Annotated in this window: 17 protein-coding genes; 9 read left to right on the top strand and 8 right to left on the bottom strand. The window is 63.7% G+C overall.

Annotated elements, in window-relative coordinates; all coding sequences use genetic code 11:
- Positions 1-84 precede the first annotated feature (84 nt).
- Positions 85-1,242, top strand: coding sequence for a nitric oxide-sensing protein NosP (gene nosP, locus QU606_RS23630; protein ID WP_304997582.1), 1,158 nt, complete (start codon positions 85-87; stop codon positions 1,240-1,242).
- Positions 1,172-3,136, top strand: coding sequence for a PAS domain-containing hybrid sensor histidine kinase/response regulator (locus QU606_RS23625; protein ID WP_024076327.1), 1,965 nt, complete (start codon positions 1,172-1,174; stop codon positions 3,134-3,136). Before nosP ends, QU606_RS23625 begins: the two co-directional genes overlap by 71 nt.
- 586 nt (positions 3,137-3,722) lie before the next feature.
- Here QU606_RS23625 and QU606_RS23620 read toward each other — a convergent pair.
- The 6 genes from QU606_RS23620 to QU606_RS23595 form a co-directional block, all read right to left on the bottom strand.
- Positions 3,723-4,388, bottom strand: coding sequence for a response regulator transcription factor (locus QU606_RS23620; RefSeq protein ID WP_024076326.1), 666 nt, complete (start codon positions 4,386-4,388; stop codon positions 3,723-3,725).
- 24 nt (positions 4,389-4,412) lie between these two features.
- Positions 4,413-4,952, bottom strand: coding sequence for a PQQ-dependent catabolism-associated CXXCW motif protein (locus QU606_RS23615; protein WP_024076325.1), 540 nt, complete (start codon positions 4,950-4,952; stop codon positions 4,413-4,415).
- Between the two features lie 108 nt (positions 4,953-5,060).
- Positions 5,061-5,852 carry an ABC transporter permease gene (locus QU606_RS23610; RefSeq protein ID WP_021492851.1) on the bottom strand — a complete coding sequence of 264 codons (792 nt, stop codon included), beginning with the start codon at positions 5,850-5,852 and terminating at the stop codon, positions 5,061-5,063.
- A complete protein-coding gene (locus tag QU606_RS23605) occupies positions 5,849-6,589 on the bottom strand; it encodes an ABC transporter ATP-binding protein (RefSeq protein ID WP_024076324.1) in 741 nt (246 codons plus the stop codon). Before QU606_RS23605 ends, QU606_RS23610 begins: the two co-directional genes overlap by 4 nt.
- A complete protein-coding gene (locus QU606_RS23600) occupies positions 6,586-7,545 on the bottom strand; it encodes a YVTN family beta-propeller repeat protein (RefSeq protein WP_024076323.1) in 960 nt (319 codons plus the stop codon). Before QU606_RS23600 ends, QU606_RS23605 begins: the two co-directional genes overlap by 4 nt.
- Positions 7,546-7,579: 34 nt before the next feature.
- Positions 7,580-8,764 (bottom strand): ABC transporter substrate-binding protein, encoded by a 1,185-nt coding sequence (locus QU606_RS23595; protein ID WP_304997581.1) that lies wholly within the window; start codon positions 8,762-8,764, stop codon positions 7,580-7,582.
- A gap of 279 nt (positions 8,765-9,043) precedes the next feature.
- Here QU606_RS23595 and QU606_RS23590 point away from each other — a divergent pair, with 279 nt between their 5' ends.
- The gene (locus tag QU606_RS23590; protein WP_024076320.1) at positions 9,044-10,306 is read left to right on the top strand and encodes a sensor histidine kinase; all 1,263 of its coding nucleotides are present in this window, start codon (positions 9,044-9,046) and stop codon (positions 10,304-10,306) included.
- Positions 10,303-10,929 (top strand): response regulator transcription factor, encoded by a 627-nt coding sequence (locus QU606_RS23585; protein ID WP_024076319.1) that lies wholly within the window; start codon positions 10,303-10,305, stop codon positions 10,927-10,929. The genes QU606_RS23590 and QU606_RS23585 overlap by 4 nt, the downstream gene beginning before the upstream one ends.
- Before the next feature lie 136 nt (positions 10,930-11,065).
- Here QU606_RS23585 and QU606_RS23580 read toward each other — a convergent pair whose 3' ends face one another.
- Positions 11,066-11,713, bottom strand: a complete 648-nt coding sequence (locus QU606_RS23580) for a pentapeptide repeat-containing protein (RefSeq protein ID WP_024076318.1) — start codon at positions 11,711-11,713, stop codon at positions 11,066-11,068.
- A 122-nt stretch (positions 11,714-11,835) separates the two neighbouring features.
- Positions 11,836-13,731: a quinoprotein ethanol dehydrogenase gene (exaA, locus tag QU606_RS23575; protein WP_024076317.1), complete on the bottom strand. Its 1,896-nt coding sequence runs from the start codon at positions 13,729-13,731 to the stop codon at positions 11,836-11,838.
- A 255-nt stretch (positions 13,732-13,986) separates the two neighbouring features.
- Between exaA and pedF the strand changes: the two genes are divergently transcribed.
- From pedF to QU606_RS23550, 5 genes are all read left to right on the top strand, one after another.
- Positions 13,987-14,448 (top strand): cytochrome c-550 PedF, encoded by a 462-nt coding sequence (gene pedF, locus QU606_RS23570; RefSeq protein ID WP_304997580.1) that lies wholly within the window; start codon positions 13,987-13,989, stop codon positions 14,446-14,448.
- 3 nt (positions 14,449-14,451) lie between these two features.
- Positions 14,452-15,327: an ABC transporter substrate-binding protein gene (locus tag QU606_RS23565; protein ID WP_168232105.1), complete on the top strand. Its 876-nt coding sequence runs from the start codon at positions 14,452-14,454 to the stop codon at positions 15,325-15,327.
- Between the two features lie 21 nt (positions 15,328-15,348).
- A complete protein-coding gene (locus QU606_RS23560) occupies positions 15,349-16,110 on the top strand; it encodes a quinoprotein dehydrogenase-associated SoxYZ-like carrier (RefSeq protein WP_069077433.1) in 762 nt (253 codons plus the stop codon).
- A 16-nt stretch (positions 16,111-16,126) separates the two neighbouring features.
- Positions 16,127-17,059, top strand: a complete 933-nt coding sequence (locus tag QU606_RS23555; protein ID WP_304997579.1) for a quinoprotein relay system zinc metallohydrolase 1 — start codon at positions 16,127-16,129, stop codon at positions 17,057-17,059.
- Positions 17,060-17,194: 135 nt separating this feature from the next.
- Positions 17,195-18,970 (top strand): PQQ-dependent methanol/ethanol family dehydrogenase, encoded by a 1,776-nt coding sequence (locus QU606_RS23550; RefSeq protein WP_024076312.1) that lies wholly within the window; start codon positions 17,195-17,197, stop codon positions 18,968-18,970.
- Positions 18,971-19,041 lie beyond the last annotated feature (71 nt).

Raw genomic sequence — 19,041 nt, 5'->3', positions numbered from 1 at the left:
TCGCATCCCCCCACCCAGTACCCAAGTAGCATAGGTCCCGCCCCCCGCCCTTCGTACACTCATGCCTCAGAGGGGGAACCAACGATGCACAACAGTGAAGGCGTAGTCAGTGCCATGTCCCAGGCGATCGATGCCAGGCAGGCCGCCGAGGAATTGGCCGAGCAACTGCTGCATCCATACCTGGGCTTCGTGCTGTTTTTCTGCTCAGCCTCCTACGATCTACGGGCCCTGGGCCAGGCCCTGCAACAGTGCTTCGGCAGCGTACGGGTGGTGGGCTGCACCAGTGCCGGCGAGATCACGCCTGAAGGCTATGGCCGTAATTGCGTCACGGCAATGGGCTTTAACCACGCGCACTTTTCCATCGCCACCGAATTGATCGACCAGGTGGAACACTTCAGCCTGATCGACGCCCAGCAGATGGTCGAACGTCTCGTGGGCGGCTGTCGCAGCAACACCCTGGCGCCGATCAAGGGCAATACCTTCGCCCTGACCTTGCTCGATGGTTTGTCCAGTCGTGAAGAAATGGTGCTCGCCGCCCTCAGTGCCGCGCTTGGCGACATTCCGCACTTCGGCGGTTCGGCCGGTGACGACAACTTCCTCACCCACACTCACGTGTACTTCAACGGCGCCTTTCACAGCGGTGCGGCGGTGGTGGTGCTGGTCAATACCTGGCTGGATTTCGAGGTCTTCACCACTCACCACATTCTGCCGCGCAGCGAAAAACTGGTGGTGACCGGCGCCGACAGCCCGTCGCGCCGCGTCTTCGAACTCAACGCCGAACCCGCCGCCGAAGAATACGCGCGACATATCGGCGTGGCCGTGGCCGACCTTGACCACCGTATCTTCGCTGCCCACCCGCTGGCGGTGCGTATCCATGACCAGTACTACGTGCGGGCGATCCAGCAGGTGCATGACGACCTGAGCCTGAGTTTCTACTGTGCGGTGGAAAACGGCATCGTGCTCACCGTGATGAAGCCGGGGCCGATCCTGCCGAACCTGGAAAACCTGTTCGACGGCCTGCAATCGCGTCTTGGCGACTTGCTGCTGACCATTGGTTGCGACTGCTTCCTGCGGCGCCTGGAGCTGGAAGACAGCGACAACCTCGAACAAATCGGCTGCTTTCTGCGTGACCATCGGGTGATGGGGTTCAACACCTACGGAGAACAGTTCAATGGCATGCATATCAACCAAACCTTCACCGGCGTCGCCATTGCCCGAGGTCGAGCTCCTGGATCGCACTGAACTGTTGGCCGAGGTGGCGCGACTGCGCCAGGACAACCACAAGCTGGCGCGGATCAATGCGGCGTTGATCGAGCGTATCGAGTCCGGCGTGACCCAGGGCAATGACCCGTACACCACCTTCCAGCATTCGGTGGTACTGGCCGAACAAGTGCGCGAGCGCACCGACGCACTCAACCAGGCGATGGCCGAACTGCGCGCCAGCAACCATTTGTTGATCAACGCCCGGCTGCGCGCCGAAACGCTGCGGCGGGAACAGGCCGCCGCGCAAAAAGCCCAGGAAAGCGAGCGCTGGATTCGCCTGATCACCGACCATGTGCCGGCCCTGATCGGCTACCTGAATGCCGACCTGGTGTATGAGTTCACCAACAAAGTCTACGAAGAATGGTACTGCTGGCCACGGGGCATGATGCTCGGGCAGAGCCTGCGCGAAGTGCACAGCGAACAGCACTGCCAGCGCCTGGATGCGTATGTCGCCCGCGCGCTGGCGGGGGAGAGCGTGACCTTCGAATTCGCCGAAACCAATATCAAGAACCAGGAGCGCTACATGCTGCGCTCCTACGTGCCCAACCGCCTGGCCAATGGCGAAGTGGTGGGGATTTTCGTGCTGATCCGCGACATCACCGAACGCCGCCGCACCGCCGAAGCCTTGCATCAGGCTTACCTGCATCTGGAGCAGCGCGTCGCCCAGCGTACCTCGGAGCTGACCTCGCTCAACGACCAACTGCTGCGCGAGATCGACGAGCGTCGCCGGGTGGAGTCACGCCTGCGTGAAGCCAAGCTGGAGGCGGAACAGGCCAACCTGTCGAAAACCAAATTCCTCGCCGCCGTCAGCCACGACCTGCTGCAACCGCTGAACGCCGCGCGGCTGTTCACCGGTGCCTTGCTCGAACGCCGCGAGCCCCAGGCCAATGAAACCCTGGTGCGCAACGTGAGCAATTCCCTGGAAGACGTGGAAAACCTGCTGGGTACCCTGGTGGATATCTCCAAGCTGGACGCCGGGGTGATCAAGGCCGATATCGCCCCGTTTGCCTTGAGCGAGTTGCTCGACAACCTGGCTGTGGAATACACCGAACTGGCCCGCAGCGAAGGTTTGGCGTTGCACTTTATCGGCTGTTCGGCGCTGGTGCGCAGCGATATCCAGCTGCTTGCGCGTATCCTGCGCAACCTGTTGAGCAATGCGATTCGCTACACCTATCAGGGGCGCATCGTGCTCGGTTGCCGGCGTCAGCACCAGCGTTTGTCGATCCAGGTGTGGGACAGCGGCATGGGCATTGCCGAGGAGCGCCTGGAGGAGATTTTCCAGGAGTTCAAGCGCGGTGATGTGCAGCGGCGCGATCAGGACCGCGGGTTGGGCCTGGGGCTGGCGATCGTGGAGAAGATCGCCGGGATACTCGGCCATCGCATCACCGTCAAATCCTGGCCGGGCAAGGGCTCGATGTTCTCGGTGGAGGTGCCGTTAAGCGCCACTGCTCCGCGTTCATTGCCCATGCCGGCGATGACCGAGCCGATGCTCGAACGCCTGCAAGGCGCGCGGGTGTGGGTGCTGGATAACGACGCAGCCATTTGCGCGGGCATGCGCACCTTGCTCGAAGGCTGGGGGTGCAGCGTGATCACCGCACTGTCGGAGCAGGACCTGGCGCGGCAGGTGGACAACTACCATGCCGAGGCGGACCTGTTGATCGCCGACTACCACCTGGACGATGAGCAGAACGGTGTCGACGCCGTGGCACGCATCAACGCCCGGCGCGCCAGCCCGATCCCGGCGATGATGATCACCGCCAACTACAACAACGAGCTGAAGCTACAGATCCGCGAACTGGGGCACACCTTGATGCATAAGCCAGTGCGGCCGATGAAGCTCAAGACTGCCATGAGCCACCTGCTCGGCAAGTGAATCCTGAAACCCCATCAAATGCAGATCAAAGTGTGGGAGGGGGCAAGCCCCCTGGTGTTGTGTCAGGAAGCTCAGGGGTACGAGGCCGGTGCTGGCCACCTGCCCGGCAAGCGAACCCCGAAACCCCATCAAATGCAGATCAACCTGTGGGAGGGGGCTTGCCCCCGATAGCGGTGTGTCAGTCAACTTTATTGTGACTGACACACTGCCATCGGGGGCAGGCCCCCTCCCACCTTTGATTGGTGTTGCGTCAGGAAGCTCAGCGGCGCAGGTACGAGGCCGGTGCGAGCCACCTGCCCGGCAAGCAAACCCCGAAATCCCATCAAATGCAGATCAACCTGTGGGAGGGGGCTTGCCCCCTCCCACCTTTGATTGGTGTTGTGTCAGGAAGATCAGTGGTGTGGGTACGAGGCCGGTGCGGGCTACCTGCCCGGCAAGTGAACCCCGAAACCCCATCAAATGCAGATCAAAATGTGGGAGGGGGCTTGCCCCCGATAGCGGTGTGTCAGTCAACTTTTATGTCACTGACCCACTGCCATCGGGGGCAAGCCCCCTCCCACCTTTGATTGGTGTTGTGTCAGGACGATCAGCGGCGCAGGTACGAGCCGAAATCTATATCTCCGGCACTGAGTATCGCTTGCACCCGGTTGTGCACATTCAACTTGCGCAGGATCGCCGACACGTGGGCCTTCACGGTGGTCTCGGCAATTTCCAGGGTGTAGGCAATCTGTTTGTTCGACTCACCCTTGGTCATGCGTTCCAGGACCAGCAACTGCTTGCGGGTCAATGCCTGCAGCAGTTCGGGGGCGAAGCCGGGGTTTTCGTTGAGGCGGCGGTGGGTACCGGTTTTCTGGGTGCGGATGATGTCCGGCGGCAGGTACACGTTGCCGTTGAGAATCTGCTGGATCGCCTCGGTCATCTGCTGGCGCGGCGAGGACTTGGTGATAAAACCAACGGCACCGTAGGTGATGGCTTGCAGCACGATCTGCTTGTCCTGCTCGGCCGACACGATCACCACCGGAATGGTCGGCGACTCGTTGCGAAGGTTGATCAGGCCATTGAGGCCGTGCATGCCGGGCATGTTCAGGTCGAGCAGGATCAGGTCCAGGTCGTCGTGTTCCTGGGTCAGCGCCAGGGCACTGTCCAAGTCGGCGGTCTCCATCACTTCGCTGCCGGGGAAACCGTCGCTGATGACGTTATGGATCGCTTCGCGAAACAGCGGGTGATCATCGGCAATCAGGATTTTGTACATGGCCGTTCACCTTTCTTATTGTGGTTATTCAAATGGCTCGGGTTGCGCAACCGACACCGGCAGCTTCGCCGCTTCCCAGGCATCCAGGCCATCGCGATACCAGTACACAGAGGTATAGCCCAGGTTGGCGGCACGTTTTACCGCGTTCCAACTCAACCAGCAATCGGAGCGGCAATAGAAGACCAGCGGTCGTGTCGGGTCGCCGCCGCTGTAGGTGTACAGGTGGCGCACGAAGTAGCTTTGCCATTCCGGCGTGAGGTCGCCATCGCCGGTATTGGCCAGCCAGTGGCTGCCGGGCAGGTTGGCGTGAGGCTGGTCTTCGATGAAGCGACCTTGCAGCCATTGGCGCCGATACACGTCGATCAGCACCGGTGCCGGGGTCTGCGCCAGCAGGGCTTGCAGGGCCGGGGTGTCGATGATCGTGGCGCCCGGCAAGTGATCGGGCGTGGGGCTGCGGTACAGGCTGATGCGGTAGCCGTCGGCGGAAAACAGTGGGGTGTCGGCATGCGCGTAAGCGATGAACAGACACAGCAGTGCCAACAGAGGCAGTCGGGCAGGCAGCATGGCGGGGCAATCCTTATCGTTATGCGGCCATTACACGTGAGTCCCGAGCCCTTGGGAATGCGACGATAGACAGGAAAACCAGTACTAAAGTAGTAGTTTTTGCCAGCCTCAGCCCTTTTTGCGCAACGCCGCATGCTGAGGGTTGAAGGTCAGTACCGCCAACACCGCGAACAGCACGGTCAAGCCCAGGCACACCGCCAGGGCCAGGCCGGCGAAGCGTTCATACAGGGCAAAGCGCACCAGCTCCACGGCGTGGGTAAACGGGTTGATCGCGCACAACCAGTACAGCCATTCACTGGAGTCGCGCATCTTCCACAGCGGGTACAGCGCCGATGACAGGAAAAACAGCGGGAAGATCACGAAATTCATCACCCCGGCAAAGTTTTCCAACTGACGAATGGCATTCGACAGCAGCAGGCCCAGGGCACTCAGCATCAAGGCCACCAGCAGCAAGGCGGGCAGGGCGATCAGCAGCCCCATGGCCGGCGGTTGCACGCCATACACCCAGGCAATCGCCAGGAACCCGTACACCTGCAACAGCGAAATCAACGCGGTGGCGAGCAGCTTGCTGCACAGCAAAAATGTGCGCGGCAGCGGGCTGGTCAGCAGCACGCGCATGCTGCCCATCTCGCGGTCGTAAACCATCGACAACGAACCCTGCATGCCGTTGAACAGCAGGATCATGCAGGCCAGCCCCGGGATGATGTAGACCTCGTAGGGGATGTAAGTGTCGTAGGGTTCGATCACCGAAATGCCCAGCGCAGCGCGGAACCCGGCGGCAAACACCAGCAACCACAACAGCGGGCGCACCAGGGCGCTGAGAAACCGGGTGCGCTGCAACACAAAGCGCAGCCACTCGCGCAGCACGATGCCGCGCAAGCATTGCCAGTAAGCGTTCATGCCACGGCTCCTGTGGGGGCGGGGCGGGTCAGGCGCGCGAACACGCTGCCCAGGTCGCCGCCCTGGGCCTGGATCAACGCGTCGACTTGCCCGCTGGCCACCAAGCGGCCCTGGTGCAGAATCATCAGCGCATCGTCGGGCTGCACTTCATCGAGCAGGTGGGTGGTCCACAGCACGCTGATGCCTTGCTCCAGGCACAGCCTGCGCACGTGCTGGTTCAGGGCCAGGCGGCTGGCGGGGTCGAGGCCGACACTGGCTTCATCCAACAGCAGCAAGCGGGGTTCGTGCAGCAACGCCCGGGCGATTTCGACGCGGCGCCGGTGACCGCCGTTGAGTTCGCGGACTTTTTCGCGGCGCCGTTCCGTCAGGGCCTGGCGCGCCAGCTCGGCGGCAACGCGCAGGTCGGTCTGGCGCCGCGATAAGCCGTGCAGCGCGGCGTGGTAGCGCAGGTTCTGCTCCACGCTCAAATCCAGGTCCAAGGTGCTTTGCTGGAACACCACCCCCAGTTGCGTGAGTGCTGCGCGTGGCGCATCGCGCAGGGAGTGGCCGCCCACGCGGATATCGCCGCTTTGCAAGTCGTACAACCGCGTGAGCAGCGCGATCAAGGTGGATTTGCCCGCGCCGTTGGGCCCCAGCAACGCGGCAAACCCTCCGGGCGCCAGGCTGAAACTCACCTCGTGCAGGGCCTGGCGTGCGCCATAGGCGAAGCTCAGGTCGCGCACCTCCAGGGCGTTCATGGCGTCACCACCACGCCCCACGGATAACGTCCGACCTTGACCGACTTGATCACCTTGAGGCTGTCCACATCGATCACCGATACATCGCCGCTCACGCCATTGGTGGCCAGCAACTGTTTTTCGTCCGGGGTGAATGCCATCTGCCAGACGCGGCGGCCCACCAGCAGGTAGTCGAGGATTTCGAAGGTCTTGGCATCGATCACCGCCACATGGTTGGCCGGGCCGAGGGCGACAAAGCCGTACTTGCCGTCGGCGCTGAGCTTGATCCCGACCGGCTGCACCTTGTCCGGGTGCACGCCCTTGATCTTGAAGGTCAGGGTCTTGAGGATCGTGCGGCTGGCCACGTCGAGGATGGTCACGGTGCCGCCGATTTCCGCCGAAGCCCACAGCTGCGAGCCATCGTGGTTGAACTCGACGAAGCGCGGGCGCTGGTCCACCAGGGTGCTGTCGGCCAGGGTCTGGGTGCTGGTGTCGATCCAATGCAGCATGTTCGTGGTTTCGCTGGTGTTCACCGCCCACTTGCCGTCCGGGCTCACGGCCATGCCTTCAGGCTCCACGCCGACGTTGATCTGGCCGAGCACCTTGGAGGTCTCGGTGTCGATCACTGTCACCAGCGCATCGTCTTCGTTGGACACGTACAACCAGCGGTTATTGGGGTGCAAGGCGAACTGCTCGGGGTCCTTGCCGGAGGGCAGTTCCTTGATGATCTTGCGCGTCGCCACGTCCATCACCTGTACCCGGTCCGAGTCGCTGGCGCAGATGTACAGCAACGTGTTGTCGTGGGACAGCAACAAGCCCCTTGGGCGCTGGCCGACCTTGAGGGTGTCGGTGACTTGCAGGGTCTGCATGTCGATCAGGCTCAGGCTGTTGTCTTTCTCGTTGGAGACCCAGGCGGTGCTGGCCATGGCGTGCCCGGCGGCAAGCAGCAGGGCGCATGAGAGCAGGGTGCGGCGCATGGCGGATTCCTTATTATTGTGAGTAGGGGAGCGATCAGGGGAAGCGGCAGGTCACCTCGGGCTTGTCGTAGCCCAGGCTGTCCATTTCGTTGAAGGGGTGCAGGAAACCGTCCTGGGGCGAGGTGCTGACCAGGGCGCGGGGCTGCACGATCGGGATCGGTTGGCGCAACTCGCCGTTCCACGGGCGGTAGCTGAGCTTGCGGCCCTTGAAACCGTCCAGTGGCAATTGTTCGCTGATCTCCAGTTGGCGGATGGCCATGGGCTCGACCTGGCGCAACTTGTTGACCGCACTGGCGACGCTGCGCACGGCCATCCAGGCGGCGAAGTCGCGGTCGTTCATCCAGCGCCCGGCCAGGGCCTCGAAGCGTTTTTGCAATTGCGCGGCGCCGTAGGTCTCGACGGTTTTGTGCCAGCCGGTGGGCGTCAGGCCCTGAGTGCCGGCGACGGGGCGCGGGTACCAGGTCTGGTAGGGCACGTACTCGCCGAAGTCGCCGCGCTCATCGGCCACCAGTACCACGTCGTATTCGGCGGTCTGGGTGAACAGCGGCATATCCGCCTGGGCACTGCGGCGTTGGTCGTTATCGAAACGCCAGGCTTTTTCCGCCACCAGTTGCACGCCGAAACGCTTGGCGGCGCGGCGCAGGGCGGCGGCGTAGGCTTGGTCATCCTCGGTGGGGCCGACGATCAGCAGCGCCTTTTGCCATTTGCGCACCACCATGAACTGCGCCAGGGCATCGGCGAGCATGGCCCGGCTCGGCAGGCTGTGCAGCACGTTACCCAGGCAGTCGGTGCTGCGCAGGCTGTCATCCGGGCTGCCTGCGTTGAATAGCAGGCTGTCGGGCAGTGCCGCGCTGAGTTGGCGCAGGCTGGCGGCGGGGGCGTTGACCACGAACAGGCGCAGGCCCTGGGCGTGCTGGGCCTGGGCGGCGGCGAGCAGGGCCTCGGGGGTGTCCACCGTAGCGCTGGTCAGGCTGTAGCGCTGGTTGAGAAAGGCGCCGGTGCTGTTGCTGTCGATGATCGCCAGCTCGGCGCCGCGTTGCCCGGCATCGCTCGGCTCGGGGATCACATTCGACAGCAGCGGCCCCGGATCCGGCCGGTAGCCCAGGTAGCCAATCTGTACCGCCAGCGGCGCCTCGGCGGCCTGGCTGGCGCTGGCCACCCCGGCGGCGCAAGCGATCGCCAGCAGGTACAGCACGGCGTAGGGGGCGAGCAGGCGCATAAGGCACTCCATGACAGGTAGCGCCAGCATAGGAACCCTTGGGGGCGCTGCAAATATGCAGAAAGTACCGCTGGGGCAGTACCAAGGTAGTAGCCCCGCGCGCGTGGCGCGGTCTTAGCATGGGGCATCCGCGTCGCGCTCACTCGGGAGATGAACGCTCATGCACATCCTCAAGGTCCTGCTCCTACCGTTCCTGCTGATCGTCAGCCTGATCGGCGTCGACAAGCTGCACGCACCACGCCCGGCGTCGAGCGTGCCCGCCAGCGTGGCGCGCTAGGCATGTCGGCGCTGTGGCGCATCAACCTGTGGGTGTGCGGCTTTTTCGCCCTGGTCACCTGCGCCTGCACTGGCCTGTTGATGCACCAGGCCTTGGCGGATGTGGAGCGCGAGCTGCAATCGGCCGAAGCGGTGGTGCACTACCTCAGCGAAACCGCCGAGCGCGACCCCGCCAGCCTGCAGCCACACCTCACCGCCAGCCTGCGTCATGTGCGCGTGCATTGGCTGGGGCCTGGCGAAACCTTGCAGGCACCGGCGGCAGATGGCCTGGATGCCTGGCTCGGCCGCCTGCTGTTTGCCCAGGCGCGGCGCAGTCCCCAGGTACTGGACTTGCCGGACGGCCGGCGCGTGTCGATCGCGGTCGACCCACGGGATGAAATCGACGAAGTCTGGGACTCCCTGCAACAACTGTTGGGCCTGTGCGCGTTGGCGCTGGCCTTGAGCCTGTTGACCATCCGTTGGGCGGTGCGCCGTGGCATGGGCGTGCTCGATGAGTTGCTGCGGGCGCTGCAGCAGGTGTGCGCCGGTCAGCTCAATGTCCGTCTGCACAGCGCGGGGTCGCCGGAAGCGCGGCAACTGGCGCTGCATTTCAACCGCATGACCCACGCCCTGGAGCAGGCGCGCACCGACAACACCCAACTGACCCAGACCCTGATGGCGGTGCAGGAGCAGGAGCGCAATCACCTGGCCCAGACCCTGCACGATGACCTGGGCCAATACCTGGCCGGCATTCGCGCCCAGGCCTGCCTGTTACGCCTGGTCACCGACCAGCCGCCATTGCTGGCGCGCACGGTGGCGCAACTGGAAGATCACTGCGACCACTTGCAGCAAGGTTTCCGCGCGCTGGTCCACGACCTGTACCCGGTGGCCCTGCAACACCTGCCGATGGCCGAGGCTTTTTCGATGCTGGTCACGCAGTGGCAGGCCAGCCATGGCATCGATTGCCGGCTACGGGTCAGCACCGATTTGCCGGCATTGTCCGGAGCGAGCAAGACCCACCTCTACCGCCTGCTCCAGGAGGCCCTGACCAATGTCGTGCGGCATGCCGACGCCAGCCATGTCTGCGTGCGCCTGCACCATCGCGGTTCGCGCCTGCGCCTGTGGGTGCGCGACAACGGGCGCGGTGCACACACGCCGCAGCGCCCGGGTGTCGGCCTGTATTCGATGGCCGAACGCGCGCGCTGCCTGGGCGGTGAACTGAAAATCCTCAGCCATCCCGGCGCCGGTTGGGCGCTGGCGTTGAACATGCCATTGGAGGCTTCATGAATATTCTGTTGGTGGATGACCACGCGGTGGTGCGCCAGGGCTATGCCAGCCTGTTGCGGGCGCTGCTGCCGGCCATTGAAGTGCGCGAGGCGGCCAGTGGTGAAGAAGCCCTCAGCCGCGTGCAGGAAGCGGTGCCGAACCTGGTGATCATGGACTTCGGCCTGCCGGGTATCAGCGGCCTGGAAACCACGCGCCGCCTGCGCCAGCGCCTGCCGCAGTTGCGCGTGCTGTTCTTCAGCATGCACGACGAATTACCGCTGGTGCGCCAGGCCCTGGAGGCGGGGGCCTCAGGCTATCTGACCAAAAGCTCGGCGCCCGAGGTGTTGATCGAAGCGGTGCGGCGCATCCTCGACGGCCACGCCTATATCGAACAGGCCCTGGCCACCGAGCTGGCCTACACCCCCAGCGATCAACGCCTGCAGGGCATGACCCCGCGCGAGCTGGAGATTTTCCTGATGCTGGCCAAGGGCACGCCTACCCGGGCGATTGCCGACCAGCTGAATATCAGCAGCAAGACCGTGTCCAACCACTTGACCTTGCTCAAGAGCAAGTTGCAGGTCAGTTCCCATGCCGAACTGGTGCATCTGGGGATCGACATGGGCGTGGTGCGCGTAGCGGGCTGACAGTTTTCTCTCTGTTTTACACCCTTCAAATGTGGGAGGGGGCTTGCCCCCGATAGCGGTGCTTCAGTCACTCAGGCATTGACTGATCCACCGCCATCGGGGGCAAGCCCCCTCCCACATTTTGAATCGTGGTGGTCTAGCGATTCCAGGTGGTAGGACAGTCTTTGCAGCCTTCCATATTGGCATCCTGAAAGTTCGCATAGTGCTGGCGACTGCCGGTGAGCGTGGCCTGTTCCAGGTTGCTTTCGCCGAACTTGGCTTCCTGTAGATTCGCATCGCTCAGGTCCGCTCCTTGCAGGTCGGCCTTGCTCAGCCAGGTCATTTCCAGGTCGGCGGCGCGCAGGTTGGCCTTGTGCATTTTTGCCCCCGACAGCCGTGCGAATTGCAGGTAGGCCGCGCTGAGGTTGGCGTTTTCGAACTGTGCGCCCTGGGCAAACAGACCCCAACCCTGGATCGCCATCAGCGTCGCGCCGGTGAAGTCGGCCAGGCGCAGGTTGCTTTGCTGCAAGCTGGCGCGGGTCAGGTTGGCGCCCTGCAACCGGGCTTTTTCCAGGTTGGCCAGGTCGAGGTTGGCATGGCGCAAATCGGCGTCGCGCAGGTCGGCACCGGCCAGGTTCATTCTGCTCAGGTCCTGGTTGCTGAGGTTGGCGCCCTTGAGGTTGGCGCCGGGGCATTGGCTGTGTTCGGCGATCGTACAGCCGTTGACGACCAGTGGGGCGTCGTCGCCGTCGTCGGCGTGCGCCAGGGGCAGGGAGAGCAGGAGTAACAAGGGCAGGTAGTTCATCGTGCAACCTCTAGGGATCCTGTGGGGAGCGGGTTTACTGTGGCAAGCGGGCTTACTGTGGCAAGCCCGCTTGCCACAGGAGCCCGCTTACTGCAAAAGGCGGCCCGGCATTCTCGCAGGGGTTATTTTTGCGCGGTTTTCTGATCCCAGCTCGGGATCTTGAACACCCAGAACGACCCGCCTTGCGCCACCGGCTTGGTCAGCTCGGCCATGTCGCCGCCCCACAACGGCACCGCGCCGCCATAACCGACGGTGACGCCAATGTACTGCTCGCCATCCTGTTCCCAGGTGATCGGCGGCGAGACGATGCCGCTGCCGGTCTGGAACTTCCACAGCTCCTTGCCGGTTTTCGCGTCGAAGGCCTTGAAGAAACCATCGCCGGTCCCGGTGAACACCAGGTTGCCCTTGGTCGCCAGCACGCCGGCCCACAACGGCAGGTGTTCCTTGTGTTCCCACACCACCTTACCGGTAGTGGGGTTCATCGCGCGCAGGGTGCCGACGTGGTCCTCATACATGCGCTTGATACGAAAGCCCATGCCCAGGTAGGCCGAGCCCTTCTTGTAGTTGACCTCTTCGGTCCAGTATTCCTCTTTCCACTGGTTGCCCGGGATGTAGAACAGGCCGGTGTCCTGGCTGTAGGCCATGGGGTTCCAGTTCTTGCCGCCCAGGAACGGCGGAGAGACCTCCACGGGTTTGCCCTTGGTTTCACCCGGCAATGGCTTGGCCGGGCGCTGGCCTGGGTTTTCCACGGGGCGGCCGGTCTTCAGGTCGATATGGCTGGCCCAGGTAATGTTGTCGACAAACGGGAAGGCGTTCTGCAGCTTGCCGTTGTTGCGGTCGACCACGTAGAAGAAGCCGTTGCGGTCGGCATGGCCGGTAGCCTTGACCACTTTGCCGTCCTTGTCCTTGTAGTCGAACAGCACCAGTTCGTTGTTGCCGGAGAAGTCCCAGGCATCGTTCGGCGTGTGCTGGTAGAACCATTTCACTTCACCGGTGCTCGGGTCGACGCCGACCTGGCCGGAGGTGTAGAGGCTGTCGAAATCGTGGGGGTTGCCGTCCTTGGAGGTGCGCGCCCAGGTGTTCCACGGGCCGGGGTTGCCGGCGCCGACGATGATGGTGTTGGTCTCGGCATCGAAGCTCGCGCTCTGCCAAGGTGCGCCGCCGCCGTGGCTCCAAGCCTCGACCTTGCCGGTTTCGGTGGTCGGGTCATCCGGCCACGACGGGGCTTTCACGTCGCCGGTCGGCGTGCTGTCCTTGCCGTTGAGGCGGCCCATATGGCCCTCCACGAACGGACGCATCCAGACCTCTTCGCCGGTGTCCGGGTCGCGCGCAAACAGCTGGCCGACCACGCCGAACTCATCGCCGGAGCTGCCGTGGATCAGCAGCACCTTGCCGCTGACCTTATCCTTGATCAGCACCGGGGCGCCGGTCATGGTGTAGCCAGCGGCGTGGTCGCCGAACTTCTTGTTCCACACCACTTTGCCGGTGTTCTTGTCGAGGGCGATCAGGCGCGCGTCGAGGGTACCGAAGTAGATCTTGTCGCCGAAGATCGCCGCTCCCCGGTTGACCACGTCACAGCAGGGGCGAATGTTGTCGGGCAGGCGGTGATTGTAGGTCCACAGGCGCTTGCCGGTCTTGGCGTCGAGGGCGAACACGCGGGAGTAGGAGCCGGTCACGTAGACCACGCCGTCGCTGACGATGGCCTGGGATTCCTGGCCGCGTTGTTTCTCATCGCCGAACGAGTAGGACCAGGCTGGGGTGAGCTTGAACACGTTCTTGTCGTTGACCTGGGCCAGCGGGCTCCAGCGCTGGGCGTTGGTGCCCATGCCGTATTGCAGCACGTCCTGGGTGGTCAGGTGGTCGTTGGCGATGTCTTCCCAGGTGACGTTGCGGGTTTGCTTGGCCGCAGGCTCGGCGGCGGCATAGCCCGCGGCACTGAGGGACAGGCTGCCCACCAGCACGAAGGCTTGCACGGCAAGGCTTAAAGGTGAGAGGGCGGGTAGCGATCTTATTGTCATGGTTGCAGTTCCCAGTGGAGGTTTTGGCCTGCACAGGGTGGAGCGTCAGGGGGCCGGACGGATACGGAAAAACGCCCGCTGTGGCCGGGAAGACTTCCCGTGGCGCCGCTGTTTTAGGCGTGCCCCACAAGCCCTACTACCAAGGGAGGATAAGCCGGCCACCAAAGCAGCATACGGCCCATGCCCCGGGGTTTCTAAGATGGTTGCCATAGCCTCTGCAATGAGGTTTTGCGTGCAATCCTGAGGGCAAAAATAATGACAACAAAACACAACGCCTTGCTTGTCGCCGGGCTGTTGGCCGGTGTGATCGCTTCGGGCTCCGCCTGGGCCCATGGCAACGTGGTCCCGCAAGCCGTGGAAACCAAGGGCCTGACCTCGATCAAGGACGCCGGCGTGCCGGTCAACGAAGACGGCTGGGCGGCGGTCAATCCGTACCGCACCTCCCCTGAACACGACCGGGCCGTGGAAATCGGCTCGTCCGCCTATAACCAGAACTGCGCCGCCTGCCACGGCCTGGAAGCCAAGTCCGGCGGCATCGCCCCCGACCTGCGCATGCTCGACGTGGGCGAAGCCGGTGATGAGTGGTTCGTCGAGCGCGTGCGTCATGGCGCGGTACGCGACGGCCGGGTGTATATGCCGAAGATGGCCGACTACCTGAGCCAGGAAGCCTTGTGGGCCGTGCGCACCTACCTGGACACCGTGCACGTCGAGGAGTAAGCCATGCGCCTGTTCGCTTATGTGCTTGGCCTGGCCCTGCTGTGTTGCCAGACGGCACAGGCACAGGTGCGCAGCTATGACCAGATGATCGCCGACGGCGAACTGAAAGTGGCGGTGTACAAGGACTTTGCCCCCTACAGCTTTGAAGACGGCACCACCCCGCGTGGGGTCGACGTGGAGCTGGCCCAGGCCCTGGCCAAGGCGCTGGGGGTGCAACTCACGTTGATCTGGGCGCCGGCCGGCGAGAAGCTTGACGACGACCTGCGCGACTACATCTGGCGCGGCAGCCCGTTGCACAACCAGCAATTGGCCGATCTGATGATGCGCGCGCCCTACGACCGCGATTACGCGCAAAAGCGCAATGACCAGGGCGAGCTGGAAAACGGCCATGTGGTGATGTTCGGGCCTTACCAGAACGAACAATGGCAGGTGGCCTACGATCGCCGGCGCCTGGACAAGGTCGCCAGCGTGGCGGTGTTCGAGCAGCACCCGGTCGGTGTCGAAGTCGACAGCGTGCCGTCGTTCTACCTGACCTCGGTGTTCAACGGCATGCTTGCCGGCAAGACCCATCACTACCCCGGCGTGCCCCAGGCCTTTGCGGCGATGAAGGCCGGCGAGGTCGATGCGGTGATGGCCATGCGTGGCGAAATCGACTGGCAGGTGCATGAGGCCCACGACCCGCAACTGGCCCTGGCCGAGAACGCCTACCCGAACATGGGCAGGCAACGCTGGGAAATCGGCATGGCGGTGCATGAAAGCAATCGCCAGTTGGCCTACGCGGTGGAAGAGGCCCTTGAAGGCTTGATCCGCGACGGTTCGCTGCAAGCCATCTACAGCCATTACGGCCTGCAATACGAAGTGCCCGAGATGTACCAATAGGAGCAGGCGATGATCTGGCGACTGAACGTGCGACTGAGCTGCCTGCTGGCCTGCTGGTTACCGCTGGCGGCCCACGCCGTGGACGTCGAGCCAGGCAAGGACCCGGTGCCGTCGGTGATGTGGGCGTTCTACCACAAGCAGTTTCTGGCCGAAGCGCCGTTTGTGTTCGACGAACGGGTCAAGCTGCTGGCGCCGCCGTTTGCCGAAGATGCGCGCCAGGTGCCGCTGGAGATCGACGCCCGGGCGTTCAAGGGCCATGTGCTGAAAATCCTCGCCTGGGCCGAGCTCAACCCATTGCCGAAGATCGTCGACTTCCAGCCCAAGGCCGGGGTGCTGCCGTGGCTATCGCTGCGGATTCGTATCGAACAGGCCACGCCGTTGCGCGCGGCAGTGCTCACCGACGACGGGCTGTGGCACGTCGGCTCGACCCTGATCGATGCGGCCGGCGGCGGCTGCACCGCGCCCAGCGTGGTACGCACCCAGCCCGGCTGGGAAGAACACATCGGTGAAGTGCTCGGCGGGCGTTACCCGCGTGGCGAGTTCAGCCGGGTGCGCGTGCAGGTGGCGCATCCGATGGACAACGGCATGGTCAGCGGCATCCCCGAGTTCTACCTCAACCATGCGCAACTGCGGGGCCAGGACGGCCAGGTGCTGGCCGAGCTGGAGCTGTTCCCGGCGGTCAGCGAAAACCCCAACCTGGCCTTTGATATCGACGCGCCAGGGCCGACCCGCCTGGTGTTGCGCGACAACAGTGGCAATGAATTCGACGCCGCCATTCCCTGACCAGAAGGAGCGCGGCATGCGCTGGATTCTATTGCTGTGCCTGAGTTTGAGCCTGCCCGCGCTGGCGGACCTGGACTACGCCCTCAAGCCACGGTTGATCGCCGATGACACCTGGCTGCTCGAAGGCAGTACCGACAACTTCGCCAAGGCCAATGGCGGCAATATCGTCAACACCGCTTTTATCGTCACCGAGGCGGGCGTGGTGGTGATCGACACCGGCCCGTCGCGGCGCTACGGCGAAGCCATGCGCGAGGCCATCGCCCGCGTCACCCCCAAGCCGGTGATCCAGGTGCTGATTACCCACCATCACCCCGACCATGCACTGGGCAACCAGGCGTTCAAGGACGTGCCTATCGGCGCCCTGGCCGACACCACGCGCCTGCTGCATGAGCAAGGCGACGGCATGGCGGAAAACCTCTACCGCATGGTCGGCGACTGGATGCGCGGCACCGAGGTGGTGTTGCCCACCCAGGTGTTGGAACCCGGTGTGCTGAGCGTTGGCCGCCACGACTTGCGCCTGCTCGCATTGACCGGCCACACCGGCGCCGACCTGGCCATTCTCGACCAGAGCACCGGCGTGCTGTTTGCCGGCGACCTGGTGTTCTACCAACGCGCGCTTACCACGCCCAACAGCCCTGGGTTGACGGCGTGGCTGGCCGACCTCGACACCCTGCAAGCCTTGCCCTGGACGTTGATCGTGCCCGGCCACGGCCCGGTCGCCAGTGACGCGCAGCCCTTCGCCCAGATGCGCGACTACCTCACCTGGCTCGACCAATTGCTGCGCGACGGTGCCGCCCAGGGCAGCGACATGGCCGAGATGATCCGCAGCCCCATTCCCGAGCGTTTCGCCGCCATCAGCCTGAGCCGCTACGAACTGATCCGCAGCGTCAGCCACTTGTATCCGCGTTATGAGCGCGAGCAGATGCAACGCGTCGACTCGGCGCGCTGAGCGGCCAGACCCGCTACTAAGGAACTAGCAATCTCGATACTGCGGTCAATTGTGACAACTGCCCCTGCGCCCAAGAATCGCTACCAGACCGGGAAAATTTCCCGGGTATAACAAAAAACCGCAGAGGTAGCCGTCATGACCCAACCCGCACGCCGCCAACCCTTCGCCTTGAGTGTGTTGCTCGGTGCCATTCTGTTATCCGGCCAAGCCATGGCCGCCGTGACCGACCAGGACATCCTCCAGGACCCGAAAAACCCTGGGCAGATCGTCACCAACGGCCTGGGCGTGCAGGGCCAGCGCTACAGCCCGCTCGACACCCTCAATGTGGACAACGTCAAGGACCTGCGCCCGGTCTGGGCCTTCTCCTTTGGCGGCGAGAAACAGCGCGGCCAGCAGGCGCAGCCGATGATCAAGGACGGGGTGATGTACCTCACCGGTTCCTACTCGCGGGTGTTCGCGGTGGATGCGCGCACCGGCAAGAAACTCTGGCAGTACGATGCGCGCCTGCCCGATGACATCCGCCCCTGCTGCGACGTGATCAACCGTGGTGTGGCGCTGTACGGCGACCTGGTGTTCTTCGGCACCCTCGATGCCAAGCTGGTAGCGCTGAATAAAGACACCGGCAAAGTGGTGTGGAGCAAGCAGGTTGCCGACCACAAGGAAGGTTATTCGATCAGCGCCGCGCCCCTGGTGGTCAACGGCAAGCTGATTACCGGCGTGGCCGGTGGCGAATTCGGCGTGGTGGGCAAGATCCAGGCCTACGACCCGAAAAACGGCGACCTGCTGTGGATGCGTCCAACCGTCGAAGGCCATATGGGCTATGTCTACAAGGACGGCAAGGCCGTGGAGAACGGCATTTCCGGCGGCGAGGCGGGCAAGACCTGGCCTGGCGACCTGTGGAAGACCGGCGGCGCGGCGCCATGGCTGGGCGGCTATTACGACCCGGAAACCAACCTGCTGCTGTTCGGCACCGGCAACCCGGCGCCGTGGAACTCGCACCTGCGCCCCGGCGACAACCTCTATTCATCCTCGCGCCTGGCGCTGAACCCGGATGACGGCACCATCAAGTGGCACTTCCAGAGCACGCCCCACGACGGCTGGGACTATGACGGCGTGAACGAGCTGGTCTCCTTCAACTACACCGAAGGCGGCAAGGAAATCAAAGCGGCGGCCACCGCCGACCGTAACGGCTTCTTCTACGTGCTCGATCGCACCAACGGCAAGTTCATCCGTGGTTTCCCGTTTGTCGACAAGATCACCTGGGCCAGCGGCCTGGATAAGGACGGCCGGCCGATCTACAACGAAGCCAGTCGCCCAGGCGCACCGGGCGGTGAAACCAAAGGCACCTCGGTGTTCGTCGCGCCGGCGTTCCTCGGCGCGAAAAACTGGATGCCGATGGCCTACAACCGTGACACCGGGCTGTTCTATGTGCCGTCCAACGAATGGGGCATGGACATCTGGAACGAAGACATCGCCTACAAAAAAGGCGCGGCGTTCCTCGGGGCGGGCTTCACCATCAAGCCGTTGAACGAAGACTACATCGGCGTACTGCGTGCCATCGACCCGAAGACCGGCAAGGAAGTCTGGCGCCACAAGAACTTCGCGCCGCTGTGGGGCGGGGTGCTGACCACCAAGGGCAACCTGGTGTTCACCGGCACGCCGGAAGGTTTCCTGCAGGCGTTCAACGCCAAGACCGGCGAGAAGGTCTGGGAGTTCCAGACCGGTTCCGGCGTACTCGGCTCGCCTGTGACCTGGGAAATGGACGGCGAACAGTACGTCTCGGTGCTCTCCGGCTGGGGCGGCGCGGTGCCGTTGTGGGGCGGTGAAGTGGCCAAGCGCATCAAGGACTTCAACCAGGGCGGCATGCTCTGGACCTTCAAGCTGCCCAAAGAACTGGTCGCCAAACACTGAATCTACGACCAAATGACAAGAGCCCCCCTGCCAACGGCGCATTCGCCCGGCAACGGGGGCTCTTTACTATC

This window comes from Pseudomonas sp. OVF7, from assembly GCF_030644265.1.
Lineage (GTDB): Bacteria > Pseudomonadota > Gammaproteobacteria > Pseudomonadales > Pseudomonadaceae > Aquipseudomonas > Aquipseudomonas gorinensis.
This window is presented reverse-complemented; position numbering and strand designations above follow the sequence as displayed.